General features: G+C 39.8%; 2 protein-coding genes and 1 pseudogene. All 3 read right to left on the bottom strand.

Features of this window, described 5'->3' with window-relative positions:
* The coding region (locus ACFINO_RS09440; RefSeq protein WP_375643744.1) for a transglycosylase SLT domain-containing protein at nt 1-173 on the bottom strand (173 nt) is incomplete at its 3' end.
* Nucleotides 170-2,239 (bottom strand): glycine zipper family protein, encoded by a 2,070-nt coding sequence (locus tag ACFINO_RS09445; protein ID WP_375655549.1) that lies wholly within the window; start codon nt 2,237-2,239, stop codon nt 170-172. The genes ACFINO_RS09440 and ACFINO_RS09445, both read right to left, overlap by 4 nt.
* 1 nt (nt 2,240) lies before the next feature.
* Nucleotides 2,241-3,137: pseudogene (locus ACFINO_RS09450) on the bottom strand (hypothetical protein); the annotation flags it as partial.

Below are 3,137 nucleotides of genomic sequence, written 5' to 3' on the forward strand. Positions count from 1 at the left end.
GCGGTGCTGTCTATAAATTGATACAACCCACCCGCAGAAGAACGGGGATTCCTTGCATTCGGATTGCCTCCACTTTCTACTTGCGCAACACGGTACAAATAACTCTCTGGCAAACCATAACGCGCTGCCGTTTGCCGTATCGCTTGATTAACAGAAGGACTAGAACGGGTCATTTCGCGTACTCTATTGAAGCACTAGGACCTAACCCTTTTGCTACAGCTCTAGAAACAATCTTCAAGCCTTCATCCGTTATCACACCGGCTTTATGCCACTTCAAAGCACTTTGAATCAATTTGGCAATTTCATTGCGCTCCATTCCTTTAACGCCAAAAGTTGCTAACTTCGCTATACCGCGCTCTAGCTCTTGTCTTGCCCGTAGCGCCTCTGGAGCATTCGGGTGGAAAAATATGTTTCGTGCTAATTTTAAGCCTTGAGCTGGTATATCAGGAATACTATGTGGTACACGAACTCCATCAAAAAGAGAAACCTCAGGAGTGCCTTCAAATTTGCTAAAACCCTCTTTTGCTGCATCAGAATAGAATTGCTCCTGATCTACTGCCTTTTTAAAAGTAGAAAACCGTTCCGGTCCTATGGTCCTTTCAAGATTCTCAGACGCAAGATTTTGTTTTAAAAGTTTAGAAAATTCATTAATAGGGTCATCATTTTTTCTGAGTAAATCATCTAAGGCATCTCTCATACCCATCTGATAGGTATTATTTTGTTTTGTCCAATTCCCTTTAGAAAGATTTTCCTGAACTGCATCCCTTTCAAAACTCTTTTCAAGCTTTGTTCCAAAAGCTTGTCTACCTTCCTCAAAGCTATCTGCAAAGTTTTTGAATTTTGCTGCACTACCGCGTGCTGCTTTATAAGTAGGAGAGATTTCGTCCATTATTTTTACCAAATTTTGTTTGAGGACTTCGTATCCTAAAATCTTTTGGTTATCGCCATGTTTCTTACTTTTTTCGATTAAATCATCGAGAGACTGCTTAGTTTGATCTAATAACTCTATCGTAGGTTTATAGGTTATACTGCTAAATCTTCTATCATAAAACCTTCTAGGATTTATACTGAGAGGGTGTTCCTCTAAAGTATTGACAGCTTCTTTAAGAGCTTTTTGAAACCCTTTATTTTCAAAAAGTTTATTAAGAGCCGGATAATACTCTCGTCCTATCGGCGTTTGCCTTGCTTGTTCATAAAGATGATCATGCGCTTCTTTCCCTTGCTGTTTAAGCGTCCTGCTTAAAGTATCGCTATGCTGGTATGGAACAATTGTCTGCTCCATCATATCATAAAGACGTTGAACAGAACCTCCCAATCTTTTCTCATGTGCTTGTTTCAAGAGATTATAAACATCTTCATTTGTTTTAGACGCATTCCACAAAGTCTGTCGTAGTTTTTCATTAATATCTGTCAAAAATACTTCCTGAGGTTCTGAGCTAAGACGTTCCGTGATCTTTTGGGGTTTATTATCGTAAAGTTGCTTGGCAACTTCTCTCAAAGCTTTATTTGAAACCTCTTTACGAGCAGGATTAAAATAATTCCTTATAAGTGGAGGCGATTTTAAAGCATTTCCTAAACTACGAACTGCCTTAGAAATACCTATACCTCCTAAAGCAGCAACCGGCGTCAAAACTGCCCCACCAACACCACCGGCTAATGCCGAATTCACCGTATCATTGTAACCTTTTCCTGCACCAGAACCATGTAAAGCTCCAGAACCTGCCCCAACAATAGCTCCCCTACCTAAACTTCCTAAAGTCGAACCTGCTCGCAAAAAATTTAATGCTGGAATACCCAAAGATGCTAATGTTGGTAAAATCGAACCAGCAATATAAGCACCAGAAGATAACCATGGATGTTTCTCTTCCAAAGCTTTTAGGTAAGCGCGCTCCTTAGCTACCCTTCTATTATAGATCTCCTCTGCTCGTTTATCACCACGCCAATAATCTATAAAACCCGCTTCATTCGCCGCTTGTATCTCATCACTATAACCTGCTGTAAGACCAGATGTACCATGGCTTCTAACAGCATCCGACCACGTAAGATCTTTATCATCAAATGAAAAATCATCTGCTGTAAATTTTGTATTAAATGAAGCCGTATCATCATCAACAAGAGGGGAATAAGGAATATAACCCGTTGTTTTTTTTCCTTGATTACCACGACTGTTCTTCACCGAAGACGTACCATCATTATCGGATACATCATCAACAATGCGAGAATAAGGAATATATGCCATTTTAAGCCCCTTTAACCCTTATCTTTCCATCTTCACCAATAAAGCGTGCACCGGAAGGCAATGCATCTTCCTCTTCTTTGCTGGTAACAAGTGGCAAAGCATTACGTCCTTGCTGTGGAGCTTTAGAATGCGACTGTGAGGTAACCTTATCAACACTCTCTTGCGTTAATTCAATGCTGCTGTCTTCTAGCAATTTCAATACGTCTAATTTCATCTTAGCCAAAATCTGATGGATTTTTTTCAACCTAAACAAGAGCTCTTTATGACCCAAGTCGTACTTTATCTCTCCTAAATAGCTCTTTAAGATATCAAGCTCTCTTTCTGTAAGGTTACCAAAACCAGAAGCACCATTGCGTGAATACCGTCTCATCGTTTCTAAACGGTCAATACCTATACGGTTTTTAATGGAATCAAGCAGTGAACGCATATCACGGTGTTGAGGAATCTTAAAAGAAGCTTGCCAATCAGCAAGATTTCCCGTAGCCCAATCACCATTCTCTTCTATATAATTCATAAAACGTTCAATGTCATGGAGTGTATTACTACTGATAGCTTCACTATTTTTAAGATCTATTGTTTCTCGTAGGCGGTCCATTTCTTCTTTAGATCTAGCATCATAACCGCCGTTCACTTTTTGTAATAGAAAAGCATTCAATGCATCTTTATTCCCAGCCATGAACCGCGCTTCTTCTTCGCTATAGCCTTTGGACTTTAGATACTCGACAGTCTGATTAACCTGCCCTCTTTCCTTATCTCCTTCATTAAGATGCTTCACACCACTTGCAAGCGCATCCCATCCAGAACCATCTGTAGGTGCTGCCGCCATACCTGCAAAAAGATCTTTGAGCTTCTGATACGCATCTGATTGAAAAAACTTATAAGTATTGGACTGTAAAAA

This window comes from Bartonella sp. AA83SXKL, assembly GCF_042196965.1.
Taxonomy (GTDB): domain Bacteria; phylum Pseudomonadota; class Alphaproteobacteria; order Rhizobiales; family Rhizobiaceae; genus Bartonella.